Origin of the sequence: Pseudoclavibacter sp. AY1F1, assembly GCF_002931075.1 — a bacterium.
Classification (GTDB): Bacteria; Actinomycetota; Actinomycetes; order Actinomycetales; family Microbacteriaceae; genus Pseudoclavibacter.
Window position 1 is genome coordinate 49227 of sequence record NZ_PSTQ01000004.1, and the last position, 16127, is coordinate 65353.

General features: G+C 69.0%; 15 protein-coding genes. 7 read left to right on the plus strand and 8 right to left on the minus strand.

Going from position 1 to position 16127, the window contains the following annotated elements:
* Positions 1 to 15: 15 nt before the first annotated feature.
* Positions 16 to 336, minus strand: coding sequence for a hypothetical protein (locus tag C5B85_RS08545; RefSeq protein WP_104285608.1), 321 nt, complete (start codon positions 334 to 336; stop codon positions 16 to 18).
* A gap of 208 nt (positions 337 to 544) precedes the next feature.
* Here C5B85_RS08545 and C5B85_RS08550 point away from each other — a divergent pair, with 208 nt between their 5' ends.
* Positions 545 to 2293, plus strand: coding sequence for an ABC transporter ATP-binding protein (locus tag C5B85_RS08550; protein ID WP_181064348.1), 1749 nt, complete (start codon positions 545 to 547; stop codon positions 2291 to 2293).
* Between the two features lie 16 nt (positions 2294 to 2309).
* Positions 2310 to 4184 (plus strand): ABC transporter ATP-binding protein, encoded by a 1875-nt coding sequence (locus C5B85_RS08555; protein WP_104285610.1) that lies wholly within the window; start codon positions 2310 to 2312, stop codon positions 4182 to 4184.
* A gap of 174 nt (positions 4185 to 4358) precedes the next feature.
* Here the strand turns inward: C5B85_RS08555 and C5B85_RS08565 are convergent, their stop codons facing one another.
* The gene (locus C5B85_RS08565) at positions 4359 to 4829 is read right to left on the minus strand and encodes a hemerythrin domain-containing protein (protein ID WP_104285612.1); all 471 of its coding nucleotides are present in this window, start codon (positions 4827 to 4829) and stop codon (positions 4359 to 4361) included.
* Positions 4830 to 5011: 182 nt separating this feature from the next.
* On the opposite strand from C5B85_RS08565, the gene C5B85_RS08570 reads away from it, so the two are divergent.
* The 4 genes from C5B85_RS08570 to C5B85_RS08585 all read left to right on the plus strand — a co-directional run bounded on the left by C5B85_RS08570 (position 5012) and on the right by C5B85_RS08585 (position 9401).
* Positions 5012 to 5647, plus strand: a complete 636-nt coding sequence (locus C5B85_RS08570; RefSeq protein WP_146077895.1) for a pentapeptide repeat-containing protein — start codon at positions 5012 to 5014, stop codon at positions 5645 to 5647.
* A 262-nt stretch (positions 5648 to 5909) separates the two neighbouring features.
* Positions 5910 to 6362: a DoxX family protein gene (locus C5B85_RS08575; protein ID WP_104285614.1), complete on the plus strand. Its 453-nt coding sequence runs from the start codon at positions 5910 to 5912 to the stop codon at positions 6360 to 6362.
* 163 nt (positions 6363 to 6525) lie between these two features.
* A complete protein-coding gene (locus C5B85_RS08580) occupies positions 6526 to 8391 on the plus strand; it encodes a long-chain fatty acid--CoA ligase (RefSeq protein ID WP_104285615.1) in 1866 nt (621 codons plus the stop codon).
* Positions 8392 to 8480: 89 nt separating this feature from the next.
* Positions 8481 to 9401, plus strand: a complete 921-nt coding sequence (locus C5B85_RS08585) for a DUF1295 domain-containing protein (protein WP_104285616.1) — start codon at positions 8481 to 8483, stop codon at positions 9399 to 9401.
* On the opposite strand, the gene C5B85_RS08590 is transcribed toward C5B85_RS08585, so the two are convergent.
* From C5B85_RS08590 to hisC, 3 genes are all read right to left on the minus strand, one after another.
* Complete coding sequence (locus C5B85_RS08590) at positions 9382 to 9612, minus strand: hypothetical protein (protein WP_146077896.1); 231 nt, start codon at positions 9610 to 9612, stop codon at positions 9382 to 9384. The genes C5B85_RS08585 and C5B85_RS08590 overlap by 20 nt on opposite strands.
* A 403-nt stretch (positions 9613 to 10015) precedes the next feature.
* Entirely contained in the window at positions 10016 to 11452 is a 1437-nt protein-coding gene (locus tag C5B85_RS08600) for an amino acid permease (protein WP_104285618.1), read from the minus strand.
* A gap of 13 nt (positions 11453 to 11465) precedes the next feature.
* Complete coding sequence (gene hisC / locus C5B85_RS08605; protein WP_104285778.1) at positions 11466 to 12608, minus strand: histidinol-phosphate transaminase; 1143 nt, start codon at positions 12606 to 12608, stop codon at positions 11466 to 11468.
* 158 nt (positions 12609 to 12766) lie between these two features.
* On the opposite strand from hisC, the gene C5B85_RS08610 reads away from it, so the two are divergent.
* Positions 12767 to 13240, plus strand: a complete 474-nt coding sequence (locus C5B85_RS08610; protein WP_104285619.1) for an Lrp/AsnC family transcriptional regulator — start codon at positions 12767 to 12769, stop codon at positions 13238 to 13240.
* Positions 13241 to 13333: 93 nt separating this feature from the next.
* Here the strand turns inward: C5B85_RS08610 and C5B85_RS08615 are convergent, their stop codons facing one another.
* The 3 genes from C5B85_RS08615 to C5B85_RS08625 all read right to left on the minus strand — a co-directional run bounded on the left by C5B85_RS08615 (position 13334) and on the right by C5B85_RS08625 (position 16071).
* Positions 13334 to 13552, minus strand: a complete 219-nt coding sequence (locus C5B85_RS08615) for a hypothetical protein (RefSeq protein ID WP_104285620.1) — start codon at positions 13550 to 13552, stop codon at positions 13334 to 13336.
* Between the two features lie 171 nt (positions 13553 to 13723).
* A complete protein-coding gene (locus tag C5B85_RS08620; RefSeq protein ID WP_104285621.1) occupies positions 13724 to 14215 on the minus strand; it encodes an SRPBCC domain-containing protein in 492 nt (163 codons plus the stop codon).
* A 116-nt stretch (positions 14216 to 14331) separates the two neighbouring features.
* Positions 14332 to 16071 carry an L-aspartate oxidase gene (locus tag C5B85_RS08625; protein WP_104285622.1) on the minus strand — a complete coding sequence of 580 codons (1740 nt, stop codon included), beginning with the start codon at positions 16069 to 16071 and terminating at the stop codon, positions 14332 to 14334.
* Between the last annotated feature and the right edge of the window lie 56 nt (positions 16072 to 16127).

Genomic DNA, 16127 nt, shown 5'->3' on the forward strand with positions numbered 1-16127 from the left:
TCCGGCGCAGCCGGGTCAGTCGCCGGCCGCGCCCTCCCCTGGCAGCTTGCCGCGCCACTTGGGATCGAATTCCGGATGCGGCTCCCAGGTCGCGGCGAGCGTCACGATCAGCTGCAGGCTGAGCCGTTCGCCTTCGCTTGCCGGGTCAGCACCGAACAGGTACTCGAGGGCCTTCTCCTCCTCGTCGGCGCCGAGCAACCAGTCGACGATGTCGTCCTCCTCACCGCCGGAGACGACCTCTTCGGCGACGCGGAGCAGCCGGCGGTAGGCGAGCTCGACCGCCGGCGGGAGCGCGCCCTCGGCGAGCCGAGCCATCACGAATTGCTTCGGGTTCATGCGCTCATTCTGTCCTCGCGGAGCACGGACCGGCCGTGAGGGGGGCGAAATTCTCGAATGTAGGGAAAAATGGGAAGGTCGCCCTCACCTTGGGCGTCGCGCAGTGGAGCGTTCGCTCATCTTGGGCACCTCGCATCCGGAGCATCTCGCAGTCGGAGGGCACCGTCCGAGAGCAACTCACTGCACCGCACAGCCAGGAGGCCACCGCGTGACAGCAGCGCAGACGACCGGGCCGCGGCGCCTCATCGTGCAGACGGCGATGAGCGTCAAGCGCTGGCTGGCGCCGGCGACCGCGCTCTTCGTGTCGCACCAGCTGTGCGAGGTCGCCGTGCCCGTCGTCGTCGGGCTGGTCATCGACCGCGGCATCGTCGACCGTGACGTACCCCAGCTCGCGGTGTGGCTCGCCGTCCTCGTCGGCGTCTTCGTCCTGCTCGCCTGGTCCTACCGAGCTGGCGTCTACTTCCTCGTGCACGGTATCCAGCGCGCCCACCACGCCCTGCGGATGCGCGTCAGCGAGCGCACCCTCGACCCGCGCGGGTTCGGCGACCGGCAGCGGCCCACCGGCGAACTGCTTGGCATCGGCGGCTCTGACGTGCAGCGGGTCGCGTTTGGCGGGCTCCTCTTCGTGCATCCCGCGGCCGAGCTGGCAGCCGTGATCGCCGCCGGGGCCGTGCTCGTCAGCATCGCGTGGCCGCTCGGGCTCGCCGTCATCCTCGGCGGCCCCGCCTTCCTGCTTCTCCTCGACCGCTTCGGCAGGCACTTGCGGACGAGGGCAGAAGACCAGCAGCGTCTCACCGCCGACTCAGCGTCGCTCGCGGCGAACGCCATCGCCGGGTTCCGCACGCTGACGGCTCTCGGCGCGACCGGGCGAGCGTCCCGCGGCTACGCGCAGGCAAGCGAGCGGGCCCGCGTCGCGGCCATCGCCACACGCCGCGCGGAAGCATGGTTCGTCGCCGTCTCCAGCACCGCGACAGGCATCTTCGTCGTCGCGATCGGCGTCATCGCCGCTTTCCTCGCCTTCCAGGGCACCATCACGGTCGGCCAGCTCATCACCGTCGTCGGCGTCGTGCAGGTCGTCATGGGTCCCATGGAAGCCCTCGCCGTCAACGTCGGCGCCGTTTGGGCGCGCGCGGGAGCCTCCTCGAAGCGAGTGCTGTCGCTGCTGCAGGCCCCCTACGCGCGGGAGCCGCGACTCGGCGAGCAGGTGGCCGGCGCCCCCGACGCGGGTCGTCCGCTTCCCGGTGCCACCCTGGCTCCCGCATCCACCCCGCCCCCTGCGCTCTCGGTCACCGGGCTCACGGGCGAGCACCTCCGGGAGCTGCAGTTCACCGTCGAGCGAGGCGAGATCGTGGGCGTCGTCGCAGAAGCTCACGACGCGGCCGAGCTCGTCAGCCTGCTCGGCGGGCGCATCCACCCATCCGGGGGCTCCATCAAGGTCGACGGATTGCCCCTCGACGAAGTCGACGCCAACCGCCTCCACGAACTCGTGACCGCCGCCCCGCACGCCGCCCACACCGTGCCCGGCACCGTCGCGGCCAACGTCGTCGGCATCGGGAGCTGGTCGCGGTTCCCCGACGACGCCCTCACCGCGGCGGCATTCGAAGACGTGCTCGACCAGCTCCCGCAGGGAGTCCGCACTCCGCTTGGCGGTGCCGGCCGCACCCTGTCCGGCGGCCAACGTCAGCGCCTCGCGCTCGCCAGGGCCCTCGCGGCACCCGCCCCGGTCCTCGTGCTCCACGAGCCGACCGGCTCCATCGACGCCGTCACCGAACAGCACATCGGCGAGCGGATGCGGTCTGCGACGGCCGCCCGCGCGACGGTCGTCGTGTGCTCCAACCCGCAGCTGCTTGTCCGTGCCGACCGCGTGCTCGTTCTGCGGGGCGGTGCACTCGCCGCAGAGGGAACCCACGACGAGCTCCTCGCGAAACACCCGCCCTACTCGGAGGCAATCGGATGATCACGGAGACAGCCGGATGAGCACTGAGACTCCAGCCGAGACCCCACCGGTGACCCCAGCTCACAAGGCCCCGTCGCTCCCCATCGCGAACGGGCGCCGCTCGGCGCGCCTGGCGTGGCACCTGCTGACCCTGCGTCCGTGGATGCTGGTGCTCGCGGTCCTGCTCCTCGGCGCCGCGGCAGGTGCAGCCCTGCTGGTACCCGCCGGGCTCGGGCGCCTCGTCGACGCCGTCACGGGCGTCGACCACAGTCTGCCCGGCACAGCGCTCCTGCTCGTCGCGGGGGTCGCAGGCAGCGCTGCTCTCGGGGCCCTCGGCTCGATGGCCCTCGCCGCGGTTCTGGAAACGGCCCTCGCCCGCCTCCGAGAGGACTTCGTCGCCGCAGCCCTCTCGCTCCCCGCTGTGCTGGTCGACGAGGTCGCCGACGGCGAGCTCGTCTCCCGAGCAACCGACGACGTCGACACGGTCGGCGAGGTCACGACCGGCGCCGTGCCCGCCGTCGTCTCGGCGGGCCTCGCCGTCGTCGCCACCGGCATCGGCCTCGCCGTCCTGAACCCGCTGTTCCTGCTTGCCATGCTGACGGTCATCCCCGTGCACGCGTTCGCCCTCAGGCGTTACCTCCGCAAGGCTCCCCGCCTCTACGCCGCCGAGCGCGTCGCCGTCGCGTCGCGCTCCCGCGAGATGGTCTCGGCCATCCAGGCGCTGCCGACCGTGCACGCGTACGGGTGGGGCGGCGCGGTCACCGAACGCATCCGGACACGCTCGTGGAACGTTCTCAGGTGGGCGCTGCGTACGCGCATCGTGCAGAGCCGCTTCGGGTTCCGCATGAACATGGCCGAGGCCGTCGGCCTCACCTCCGTGCTCATCGTCGGCGCCTGGCTCGCGTTCACGGGCGCCGCGACGATCGGCGAGGTCACGACGGCCGCGCTGCTCTTCCAGGCGCTCTTCGGGCCGTTCATCTCGCTCCTCATGCTCGTCGACGACCTGCAGTCAGCTGGAGCGTCCCTCGCCAGAGTCGCCGGGGTCATCCAGCTCGCGCCGGCGCCAAGCGCAGCCTCGGCGCAAGCCTCGGGTATCGCGAGCGCTCTCGCTGGGGCCGCTTCGGGCGAATCGCACGCCCCGCACATCGAGCTGCGCGACGTCGAGGCCGCCTACCCTGGGCGCCCGGCCGTGCTCTGGATCGACGAGCTGCGCATCCCTGCCGGACAGCGCATCGCCGTCGTCGGCTCTTCTGGCGCGGGCAAGAGCACGCTCGCCCGCGTGCTCATGGGGCTGCTCGAGGTCAGGGCGGGGCACGTCGAGGTCGGCGGACTCGATCCGGCGTTCATGGGCGAGCTCGAGCGCGCGCGTCGAGTCGTGATGGTCAGCCAGGATGTGCACGTGTTCTCGGGGACGCTCCGCCACAACCTGCTCATCGCGCGGGAGACGGCGAACGACCAAGAGCTGCAGGATGCGCTCGAGAAGGTCGCAGGTCCTGGTTGGCGGCACACGTTCGCCGAAGGCCTCGAGACCCTGATCGGCGAGGGCAACGCCGAACTGAGCGCGACGGATGCACACCGCCTCGCCCTCGCCCGCGCGCTTGTCACGCGCGCCCCCATCGTGATCCTCGACGAGGCCACCGCTGACGCCGACACCGCAGACGCTCGCGCCCTCGAGGCCGCGGCCAGGCGGGCCCTCGAGGGCCGCACGGTCGTGACCATCGCCCATCACCTCACGCAGGCGAGCAGCGCTGAGCGCGTGCTTGTCATGGAGCACGGGCGCATCGTCGAGGACGGAACCCACGACGAGCTGCTCGACGTCGAGGGTCCGTATCGCGAGCTCTGGGCCGCCTGGACCTCGCACCGCCCACGGCGAGATCAACGTGAGGATGCGACTCCAGGGACCCAGCGCTGACGCAGACGCAGACGCAGACACAGACACAGGCACTGACGCAGACACAGATCACAGACTCGACGCAGACTCTGACACTGACACTGACACTGACACTGACACACGCAGACGCAGACACAGACGCAGACGCAGACAGGTTGCCGCTTCGGTTCGGGCAGCTTTGTGGACGCGCTTCCCCTACAGCGGCCCGAGCACGGCCGCCGGGTCCGCGTCGAGGGCGAGCGTCTCCAGTACCTCGAGCAGCTGCCGCTCCTCGTAGCGGAAATGCGACTCCATGATCGCGGCGATGCCCTCGAGGTGCCGGTCGAGCGCGCTCGGCGACTCCCCAGCATCCACGGCAGTCTGCAGGCCACCGATCAGGTGCCCGATCATGGAATGGTCCTGCTGCAAGTATGCGAGCGTGCCGCGCAGCTCAGGATGCGCCTCCGCGATCGCGGGGAACAGCTCACGGTCTTCGCCGCGGTGGTGCCCGTCAAGCGCCGTGCAGAACCCGTGGCAATAGAGCAGCAGGTCCCTCGTGGCCGGTTCTGCCTGCTCGCCGCGCTTGACCGCTTCCTGCGTGACGGCGAGAGCCTTCCGTAGTCGACCGTGCACGGCCCGGAGCTCACTGCTCCAGGCGACAAGCCGGTCCTTCTCCTGTGCGCTCATCTTGGATCGCCCTCAGTCACGAGAGGGCGAAGGGTGTGACGACATCATCGCCGTTCTCCTTCGATTCGGCGCCTCCATGCCTGACACGAACTGCCACCGGCACGCGACGCTCCGACCAGGATAGCGATGCGAGCGCGGGCACGCAGCAGCCGAGTGCAACGCGGACGGCTACGCTCGACGCCATGACCGCCGCCGACAGCAAAACCCTGCGCGAACGCTGGACCTCCCAGGAGCTCTCGACGCTGCGCACCCAGCTCGCTCGCCTCGCCGAGGTCGCGCCAGGCCCGCACCGGCTCACCCCGAGCTGGCACGACGCAGCATCCGCGACCACCGACCTGCGCGGGCTCCAGACGGGCAGCCTCGGGGTGCGCATCACGCACCTCGAGCTCTCGGACGTGGACGCCAGCGGGCTCGTCGGCGGACTCACCGTCACCAACAGCACGCTCACGCACGTCCGCTTCCAGGACGCGAAGCTCACGGCGCACACGCGACTCGAGGGCTCATTCCGTGCCTGCTCGTTTGCGGCGGCCAACATCCCGCAGGCCTCAATCGGGCCCGAGGTCACCGACTGCAACTTCGCGAACGCCAAGCTCCGACGACTCCGTGCCGTCCCCGGAACGGTCTTCTCGAACTGCGACTTCAGCGGCGCCGAGCTATCCGGCGCCGAGTTCACCAACACGCGCTTCGTCGACTGCGGCTTCACCGGCGCGAAGCTCAACGCCGCGAGCACATTCCGTGGATGTACGTTCGTTGGCGCGGCCCCGAAGTTCGGGAAAGCGAGCGAGACGGGCACGAAGATCGAGCCGCTTGCCGACTGAACCCCTCTGCCACGCCCGACCGGGCCAGCACGGCGCGAGTCATAGCAAAGTCATACGGTTCGGGGAGGGCTGACGCCCGCCTCACAGAGTCGCGCGACCCGTGACACCTCCTGACCCCGCGGGGCGAGCGAGCCGGGCCCGTCCCCGTGAACCTCGCCTCTCAGGCCAAACTCTTGACCCGGCGCGTCCCCCGGGACGCTCGCAGCAACCGCGGCTCTCGTCATTCAGGTTCCGGCTCGCCTCCATTCCTAGCGTCGAGCGCATGTCAACTTCAGCGAACGCCGCTCTGCTCATTCTCCGCATCGCCCTCGGCGCCACCATGCTGCTGCACGGCATCCAGAAGCTCACCACGACCGGAATCGGCGGGGTCCAGGAGATGCTCGCCGGCCTCGGTGTGCCCCTCTCCGACGTGGCCGGCGCGGCACTCCCCTTCGTCGAGATCGTCGCGGGGGCCCTCCTCCTCGTCGGCCTGTTCACACGCGTCGCCGCCGCGCTCCTTGTGGTCGTCTCCCTCGGAGCCATGTTCACGGTGCACTTCGCTGCCGGTTTCTTCGCCCAGGACGGCGGCTACGAATTTGTCCTCGTGCTTGCCCTCCTCGGTATCGCGCTCACACTGACGGGTGGCGGACGCTGGGCCGCGGATGCTCTCATCCGTCGCCCGCGCAGCGCTTCCGTGCAGCACCCCGAGCGTCGCGCGGCACCCCAGCCCGCCTGAGTCGCGTCGGACATCGCCGAGAAAGCTAGCCTGCCTAACAAAATAAGGCGGGTCGGCAAGGGCGAGAAGCCGAAGTCGCGATACGGTCCAATCCACCGGCTTCCCCTGCTCCGAACTTCCTCGTACACGGGCGCGACAGCCCGGCGCGCGAAAGGCGGCTGCAGTGCTGGAATCCTCCACTCCACTCCTCGTGGGCCCCGACAGCATCGGCGGCCCCGAGGGGTACCGGAACGTCACCGACCTGCTTGTCCGCCGCACCGAGAAGGCTCCGGACCACGCCGCCTTCGAAGTGCCCACAGACCCCGATGACCCGTCGGCGCCGTGGCGCCGGGTGTCGACCCTCGAGTACACGAACACGGTGCGTTCGGTCGCCAAGGGCCTCGTCGCGCTCGGCGTTCGGCCGGGCGACGCGATCGCGATCATGGCACCGACCCGGTACGAGTGGGCTGTCGCCGACTTGGCCGTCTGGTTCGCAGGCGGTGTTGTTGTCCCGATCTACGAGACGTCGGCGCCCACGCAGGTCTCGGCGATCATCCACGACGCCGAGGTTGTCCTCGCGTTCGGCGGCAGCGCACAGCACGTGAGCCTCCTCGAGGCTCCCCTCAACGAGCGAGGCACTGGCACGCTCGGCGTGTGGTCGATGGATGCGAGCTACGGCCTGAACGACGGCCGCGACCTTGCGCGGCTCGCGGTCCTCGGCAGCGGGGTGGCAGACGAGGCGCTCGAGGAGCGTCGCCTGTTCGCAACTCCCGACTCCCCCGCGACGATCGTGTACACGTCCGGCACAACCGGGGAGCCCAAGGGGGCCGTGCTCACGCACAACAACTTCTTGGGTCAGGTGCTCAACATCGCCGCCGCCTACGGCGAGGTCGTGCACCCCGCCGGCAACACCATCATCTTCCTGCCGCTCGCCCACGTCCTCGCGCGCGGCCTGCAGCTCATCTGCCTCGCGAGCGGCATGCGCATCGCGCACCTCGCCGACCCTGCCGCCGTCGTCGGCACCCTCGGGCAGCTCAAGCCGACGTTCCTCGTCGTCGTGCCCCGCGTCCTCCAGAAGATCCAGGCGGCCGCCGGCACGAAGGCGGCGGCAAGCGGACTCGGCAAGGTCTGGGCAGCAGCGCAGCGTTCCGCCGTCGAGTGGGGCGACTTCCGCGAGACGGCGACCTCAACCCAGCGCGCGCCGCTCGGCCTCCGCGTCCGCCACGGCGCGTTCGACCGGCTCTTCTTCAGCCGCCTCCGCCAGGTCATGGGCGGCCGCGTCACCCACGTGCTGTCCGGCGGCGCGACCCTCGACGCCGACCTCTCCCTGTTCTTCGGCGGCATCGGCGTGCCAGTCATCGAGGGCTACGGGCTCACCGAGACCACCGCGCCCCTCACCGGCAACCTGCCGAGCGACATCCGCTCCGGCACCGTCGGACGGCCCCTCCCCGGGTCGACGGTTCGCATCAGCGACGACGGAGAGATCCTCGCCCGCGGCATCGGCGTGTTCAGCGGCTACCGCAACCCGGAGCACAACCGCGACGCGTTCATCGACGGGTTCTTCAGGACCGGCGACCTCGGCCGCCTCGACGAGCAGGGGCGCGTGATCCTCGAGGGGCGCCTGAAGGACGTCATCGTGACCTCCAACGGGAAGACCATCGTCCCGACGAGGTGGGAGTCGTCTGTCGAGTCGGACTCGCTCGTCTCGCACGCCGTCATGATCGGCGAGGGACGCAACTACCTTTCGGCGCTCATCATCCTCGATCCCGAGGCGCTCGCCGAGTTCTCCGCGGAGGCCGCCGCGGTCGCGCACCCGAGCGCCGACGCTCACGAACTGCTGACGATCGCCGACGCGAAAGCACGCGAGCACGTGCAGGGCGCGGTCGACCGCGCAAACGAGCTCGTCGCGCGTAGCGAGCAGGTGCGCCGCTTCACGCTCATCGCGACTGACCTCGACGACCCGACGTTCGTCACCCCGACGCTGAAGCTCAAGCGGGCCGCAGTCCTGCAGCGCAGCACCGACGTCGTCGACGCGCTCTACTCCTCCTAGACAAGATCTTCACCTTCTCAACGACACCACCCCCTGGCTCAACGACACCATTCCCCTGGCGTTCACCGCTTCGAGAGGCAACAACCAGCATGAGCAGCGAGACCACCGCGAACGGCACGACCGCAGGCAGCAAGAACCGCGCGACGATCATCACGATCGCTATCGCCGTCATCATCGGGGCGCTCGTGGCCCTCGCCGGAAGTCAGGGCGGCGCACAGCTGGCGGGCTTCCCGCTGTACGGCTGGGCAGTCGCGGCGGCATTCCTGATCCAGGTCATCGTGTACCTGCCGTCGGCGGTAGCCAAGACGGAACGGTTCTTCGACCTCACGGGCAGTGCGACGTTCATCGTCGTGACCGTCGGGCTCCTCATCGCCTCCCCGTCTCCGGATGCGCGCTCATGGATCCTCGGAGCCATGGTCATCCTGTGGGCCATCCGCCTCGGCTCGTTCCTGTTCGCCCGCATCCATCGTTCCGGGTCGGACGACCGCTTCGACGACATTAAGGGCAACAAGCTGCGCTTCCTGCGCGTCTGGGTCATGCAGGGGCTCTGGGTGAGCCTCACCGCCGCGGCAGCGTGGATCGCGATCGCCGGCGGCGTCGAGGACCGCGAGCCCATCGGCTGGCTCGCCATCCTCGGCATCGTGATCTGGGCGGCGGGCTTCGTGATCGAGGTCACGGCCGACCTGCAAAAGAACGCGTTCAAGGCGGACCCGGCCAACACAGGCCGCTTCATCCGCACCGGCCTCTGGTCGCGCTCGCGCCACCCCAACTACTTCGGCGAGATCCTGCTCTGGGTCGGCGTCGCCGTCGTGGCGGCCCCGGTACTCGTGGGGTGGCAGTGGATCGCCCTCATCTCGCCGATCTTCGTGACGCTCCTGCTCTCGCGCGTCAGCGGCGTTCCCCTCCTTGAGGCCAAGGCCGACAAGAAGTGGGGCGGCCAGGCCGACTACGAGGAGTACAAGCGCACGACGCCGGTGCTCCTGCCGCGGCTCACGAGTCCGAAGAGCTAGCTTCCGGTCCCGAGCGGCGCTTGGCAGCGCGGTACAGGATCGCCCCCACGGCGATGCCGAGAACGAGTCCGACGCCGAGGCCGATGGCCCAGCTGTCGAGGATGAGGGCGAGGCCAACGCCGACCGCAAGTCCGACGGCGATTCCTGTGCCCATCTGCGTGGACCCGTTGGAGCCCCCACCTCGGGTGTTGTCATGCTGCATGCTGCTCATGTCATCTCCCATCGTCGTTTCCGTTGCGTTCAACGCTACGGAGCCGACGCCCGCCCGGCTTCCCCCGGGCGGCCGACATCGCTCCCCCGTACGTCGGAGATCGCGCAGACTTGAGTCGTTGAGTCGCTGGGTCGCTGAGCCACCGAGCCGCTGGGCCGCTGAGTCGCTGGGTCGCTGAGCCGCCGAGCCACTGAGTCGCTGAGCCGCCGAGCCGCCGAGCCACTGAGTCGCTGAGCCGCTGAGCCACCGAGCCGCTGGGTCGCTGAGCCGCTGAGCCGCTGAGTCGCTGAGTCGCTCAGCCGCCGGGTCGCTGAGCCGCTCAGTCGCTCAGTCGCGGCGGCGGGTTCCCGGACGAGGTCTCGCATCTGCTCGCGCAGTCCTCGCCGGGCCCGACTCGCGCTCGCTACTCGATGCGCGCCGCGGCCACCCCCGACTCTGGGCGCTTCGCCAGCACCCGTTGCCGGAGTGCGCAGGCGACCGCGATGACGGCAACCAGCCCCACCGTGGCCAGGAACTGCTCGCGAGCGCCAGCGCTGAACAGGGTCAGCGTCACGATTCCCGCGAGCAGCACGCCGGCGAGCACCGTGAGCACGGGGAATCCGGGCATGCGCGCCGCGAGCTGCTCGCCACGCGCATCCGCTCGGCGGCGGAGCACGAACTGGGATGCGGTCACCGTCGCCCACAGGACAACCAGCGTCGATCCCACGATGTTGAGCAGCGTGGGCAGCACGGTCTCTGGCGCCAGGAAGTTGAAGATCACCGTGATGAAGCCGAACGCGACCGAGCAGAGCACGGCGACGCGCGGGGCACCGTTTGCGGCGATACGGCTCACCGCGCCCGGTGCGAAGCGGCGCTCCGACAGCGAGAAGATGATGCGCGATGCGCCGTACAGGTTCGCGTTGAGCGCTGATAGCAGCGCCACGACAACCACGACCGACATGATCACGTCGACGCCGGGGATGTGCGTCAGGGCGAGCACGGCGGCAAATGGCCCAGCCGCGACAGTCTCGCTGTTCCACGGCAGGCACGCGACGATGATGAAGATCGACCCGATGTAGAAGACGAGGATGCGCCACATCACGCTGCGCACCGCGCGGCGGATGCTCACGGCCGGGTCACGCGATTCGGCGGACGCGATCGCGATGATCTCGGTGCCCCCGAACGTGAACATGACCACGAGGAGCGCCGCCGAGATGCCGAGGAGCCCCTCGGGCGCGAAGCCGCCGTGCTCGACGAGGTTGCCGAGGCCGGGCGAGGGGACCCCGGGGAGGAGGCCGAACATCATCATGGCGCCGATGCCGAGGAAGATGATGATCGCGGCGACCTTGAGGATCGCGAACCAGAACTCGAACGAGCCGTAGTGTCGCACGCCGAGCAGGTTCACGAGGGTGAAGCCCGCCATGAAGACGAACGCCCACACTCCTTGCGGCACGGCGGGGGTCCAGGCCGCGACGATTGCCGCGGCTCCGGTTGCCTCGGCCGCGATGACGACCACGAGCTGCACCCAGTACAGCCAGCCGAGGGTTGCGCCCGCCGTGGCCCCGAAAGCCTTCTCCGCGAACACGGAGAAGGCCCCGCTCTGCGGATCGTTGGCGGCCATCTCGGCGAGCATGAACATGATGAGGATCACGAGGAAGCCCGCGACCGCGTAGGAGATGAGGACCGCGGGCCCAGCCACGGCGATCGCCTGACCCGACCCGATGAAGAGCCCGGCCCCGATCGCGCCTCCCAGCCCCATCATCGTGAGTTGTCGCGGCGAGAGGGACTGGTGGAGGCGCCTGCCTGCTCCCAGCGCGTCTTCGTGACTGTTCGGCGTTGCTGTCGACTTCGTTGTCGTCATGTGCTCGATTTCCTTAGGCGTGAACGGGCGTGTGAGTGGCTGCGGGAGCTGACGCCTGCACTGATGCCGGCACGGACGCCAGCTCGGATGCTGGCACGGATGCGAGGGCGCGCACGATCGCGGCAACGGATGCCGCCTCGCCGATGGAGATGCGGACGCCCTCACCGGGGAATGCCCGCGCGGAGATCGAGTGCGCCGCGAGCGTCTCCTCGACGGCGGCCGTCGCCGCTCCGGTCTTCACCCAGACGAAGTTCGCCGAGGACCGAACGACTGGTAGCCCCAGGCGCTCGAGTTCCGTCGTGAGCTCGCCTCTGCGCACGACGAGGGTGTCTACCCTGGCCTGGAGCTCGGCCTCGGCTTCGAGCGAGGCCACTGCGGCGGCCTGCGCGAGGGCGGTCACGGCAAACGGGATGGCGGTCTTGCGCAGTTCCGCGACGACCTCCGCGGGTGCGATCGCGTAGCCGACTCGGAGCCCAGCGAGCCCGTACGCCTTCGAGAAGGTGTGGAGCACGGCCACGTTGTCGTAGCGACGGAAGAGGTCGAGTCCGACGGCCGAGTTCGGATCCGTGTTGAAGTGCACGTAGGCCTCGTCGACGACGACCAGGACGCGCGACGGAACCGTCTGCAGGAACTCGTCGAGCGCATCCGCCGAGACGGTGGTGCCCGTCGGGTTGTTCGGGTTGCAGATGAAGATGACCCGGGTGCGGTCGGTGACGGCGGCGGCCATGGCCGGCAGGTCGTGGGCGGAATCGTCGCCAAGCGGCACCTCGACGGGGACGGCACCCGCGACCCTCGTGAGGATCGGGTAGGCCTCGAACGAGCGCCACGCGTACATGACCTCGTCGCCCTCACTCGTGAGAGCGTGGATGATCTGCGCTGCGACCTCAACCGATCCGGCTCCGAGCGCGATCTGCTCGGGCTCGACGTCGAACCGGGTACCGAGGGCGCTCAGCAGTTCAGGGGCTGCGATCTGCGGGTAGGTGCTGATTGACGCCCCGAGCGCATCCCTGATCGCCGCCTCGACTGCCGGCAGCGGCGGGAACGGGTTCTCATTCGACGAGAGTTTGAACGGTGTGACGTCGGCTCGAGCGATGGGTGGCTTGCCTGCCCTGTAGGGCGGCACTAGCTCCAGGCCTCGACGGAAAGTTCTGATCATGAACGCTGTCTCTCTCACTCCGGTGTGCGATTGCTCAGCATCACCGTAGGCTCGAGATTCGAAGCCAGCAACATGCGCAGTCAGAGTCACGCAATCTGTACGATTCTTCAGACTCTGCGGCCTATCGGCTATACAGATCGCTTACCTTGGAGGACATCATGGATCAACTTGACCTCGCGCTCATCGAGCTTCTCGACGCGCATCCCGGGCTCCCCGTGGTCGAGTACGCGCGACGCCTCAGCGTGGCCCGCGCAACCGTCCAGTCACGCCTCGATCGCCTCCACTCGCGCGGCGTCATCGAGTCGATGTCACCGCGCATCAGCCTCGTCGCGCTCGGCTATCCGGTGCTCGCCGTCTGCACGATCCAGATTCGACAGTCGAGCACCCACGCGCTTGTTTACGAGAGCCTCCAGGCCATCCCGGAACTGCTCGAGCTGCACACGATCACGGGCGAGGACGACATGATGGCGAAGTTCGCGGCGCGCTCGACCGACGATCTGCAGCGCGTCTTCGACGCGATCTCCACGATTCCGGCGATCTCCCGCACCAAAACCTCGATCGCGATGAAGAGCTACGTCAACGACCGCACGCGTCCGCTTCTGCGGAAGATAGTCCAGGGCGGGGACCGCTAGGCGCAGGAGACAAACGGGGACAACCAGGGACAAACGGGGACAAACGGGGACAAACAGGGACAAACAGGGCTCGAACGACCACCTTCGCGCCGCTCAGCTTCCCTTTCTCCCGCCGACGCCGTAGACGATGATCGCGGAGATGGGGATCGCGAGGAAGAACACCCACGCCCAGCCCCATCCTCCCGCGAGAAGTCCGATGAGGAGGAACGCGGCGAGGGCGAGGAGTGGCACGATCGCGACGATCGCGACGCCGGTGCGGCCACCGAGCGGCTGCTTGCGGGCAAGTGGGTTCGAAGAGTCGTCGATGCTCATGAGAAGGCTCCGATGGATTCGGTGGGACCTGGCAGGGGGATGCGCAGCGACGGCATTCACGTGGGCTGACGATCGGCTTCACGTGAGCAGGGTCCTGACGCCGCGAGAACGATGGAGCACTTCATTGTGCGCGCGTCGATCGCTCGGCGTCTAGACCCAAACCCGTATTCGCTAGTGCGCAGCCAGCTTCTCGGACAGCTCGCCAAGGGCCTCGGTCACGGCGCCCCAGCCCTCGGAGAAGCCGAGGTCGGCGTGGAGGGCGCGCGCTGCCGCGTCGGTGTGGCGTGCGACTGCGACGTACTCTGTGCCGTCCGGATGCTCGTTGAAGGAGATCTCGGCCACCATCGAGATCGGGGCGGGCGCGGCTGGGCGCAACGCCGACGTCACAGCGTTCGTGAAGACCAACCGCGACTCCGCTTCCACAACCAGGAAGATGCCGTCCGTGTGCGGCACGAACGTCTCGCCATCGTCGCTCATCTGCGTGACGAATGCGCCGCCTGGCCGAACGTCGAGCCGCTCGACGCGCGACTGCGTGGGGGCGGGGGTCCACCACGTCGCGAGGTGCTCCGGCGTGGTCCACGCGCGCCAGACGACACCGCGTGGTGCGTGGATCACGCGGGTCAGCGTGAGGTCGAGTTCGGGGTTGAATGCTGCAGCGCTCATGGTGCTCCTGATCTGAGATGACGAACAGCCCGATCCTGGCAGACTGCGAGCTCGCGGTCGACCAGGATCGGGCAGAATCAGGATTCAGTTCCGCTGAGCCTGAAGCTCAAGCTCTGCTATTCGACGAGCTTGCCCTCGACGGAGACCTCGCCGATGAGCTCGGCGATCTCGGCGAGAACCGGTGGGATCGCCTCGCGCGTGATGCCGCCCTTCGGGGACCACACGAGGTTGACCTGCATGGCCGGGTCGAGTTCGGGGAAGTCGCTTCGGTTGTGGCACCCGCGAGTCTCGCGACGCTCGAGGGCCGCCTCGAGGGTTGCGCGGGCGGCCAGCGCGGACGATTTGAGGTCGAAGGCGTGAGCGAGGTCCTGGAATCCGGCGATGTCGGGGTGGATGCCGACGTCCTCCATGCGCGACTCGATCTGGTCGAGCGCTGCGATGCCAGCCTTGAGCCCTTCCTCGTCGCGCACGACACCCGCGTACTCGGTCATCGTGTCGCGGATGGCGCGCTGCAGGGCGCGCACGTTCTCGCGCCCGTCGGCAGACAGGAGGTCATCGATCTCGCCGCGGGCCTGCGCGACGGCCTCGCCCGACCGGAGCTGCGCATCCAGTGCCGCGGAGTGGGCGACGGCAGCCTGGCCGACGATGCGGCCGAAGACGAGCAACTCGATGAGCGAGTTGCCGCCGAGGCGGTTCGCGCCGTGCAGGCCGCTCGACGCTTCACCGATGGCGTAGAGCCCGTCGACATCGGTGCCGTGGTCGTCTGGGCGCACCCACACGCCACCCATCGAGTAGTGCGCGGTCGGCGCGATCTCGATCGGCTTGGCCGTGATGTCGAGCATCTGCAGGTCGAGCATCTGCTGGTAGATGCGCGGGAGGCGGTTCATGATCGTCTCGCGCGGCAGGTGGGAGACGTCGAGCCAGACGCCGCCGTTCGCGGTGCCTCGCCCCTCCTTGATCTCCGTGTAGGCGGCGAGGGCAACGCGGTCGCGGGTCGAGAGCTCCATGCGCTCCGGGTCGTAGCGCTCCATGAAGCGCTCGCCGAGGCCGTTCGTGAGGATGCCGCCCTCGCCGCGGGCTGCCTCTGAGACGAGCGTGCCCGCCGCGTTCTCCGGCTCGATGATGCCGGAGGGGTGGAACTGGACAAGCTCGGGGTCGCGCAGGCGGCCGCCGGCCTCGACGGCGAGGCGGAACGAGTCGCCGGTGTTCTCGTCGCGGCGCGACGAGGTGCGCCGCCAGATGCGGTTGTGCCCGCCGGCGGCGAGGATCACCGAGTCGGCGTGGATGAGGTACCTGGTGCCGTCGTTGATGTCGAACCCGTAGGCGCCGAAGACGACGTTGTCGCGCACGAGGATGCGGGTGATGTAGACGGTGTCGAGGATCGGGATGTCGAGCTGCTCGCTGCGCGCGACGAGCGAGCGCTGGATTTCGAGGCCCGTGTAGTCGCCCGCGAACGCGGTGCGGCGGAACTTGTGGGCCCCGAAGAAGCGCTGCGAGATGCGACCGTCACCCTCTCGCTGGAAGCCCATTCCGTAGCGCTCGAGGTCGCGGATGCCCTGCTCGGCGCCGCGCGTCACGATCTCGACCGTGTGCGGGTTGGCGAGCCAGTAGCTCTCCTTGATGGTGTCGGCGGCGTGCTGCTGCCAGCTGTCGTCTGCGTCCATCGTACCGAGGGCGGCGTTGATGCCGCCGGCGGCGAGGGAGGTGTGCGCGTCATGCTTGGGACGCTTGCCGACTGCGAGCACGTCAACGCCCTGCTCGGCGACTTCGATGGCGGCGCGCAGGCCGGAACCGCCGGTTCCGATGACAAGCACGGTGGTGGAGATCTGGCGTTCGATGGACTTGGTCGCGGTCATGCGAGCAACGTTAGAGAGCGCCAAGCGATTACTCCAATGCATAGTTTCGCTCGGGC